The 400-nt window shown below is 72.5% G+C and carries 1 protein-coding gene; it reads right to left on the bottom strand.

Annotation, left to right across the window (positions count from 1 at the left end; all coding sequences use genetic code 11):
* A partial coding sequence (locus I6F37_RS43185) for a CAP domain-containing protein (protein ID WP_225154860.1) occupies window positions 1-279 on the bottom strand: 279 nt, incomplete at its 3' end.
* Window positions 280-400: the final 121 nt, after the last annotated feature.

The following is a 400-nucleotide window of genomic DNA, read 5'->3' as shown; positions in this document are numbered from 1 at the left end:
GTCGTGCCCCTTGCTCTCCCGCCAACCCGAAAAGGCTTCGGCGAGGGTGTGATAGCCCGCCGACAGGTTGGCTTCGGCACCCGCAAAGCCGAGCCGAACGACCGCACCCTTGACCGTCTCGGCCCGGCTCGGACGGTCGGCCGCCGCCATGGCGGCGGCCTCGGCCTCGGCGAGGCGCTGGAGGTCGGGATCGAGGCTGAGCGGCGGGAGCCCGGTCTTCGCCCGGTAGGCCGAGATCATGTCGCGCGCGGTTGCGGCATCGACCTGAGCCGAAGGCATCGCCAGCGCGAGGTAGAGGCTCGGCAGGGGTGCCCCGCCGGACCGTTCGGTCACGCAGGCCGACAGGAACGGTGCCGCGAGGACGAGCGCGACGGCTCCCCCTTTCCTCACGACGTCGCCC

Origin of the sequence: Bradyrhizobium sp. NBAIM08 (assembly GCF_020193935.1) — a bacterium.
Taxonomy (GTDB): Bacteria; Pseudomonadota; Alphaproteobacteria; order Rhizobiales; family Xanthobacteraceae; genus Bradyrhizobium; species Bradyrhizobium yuanmingense.
Note: the sequence above shows the minus strand (reverse complement) of the source record. Positions and strands in the feature narration are given on the sequence as shown.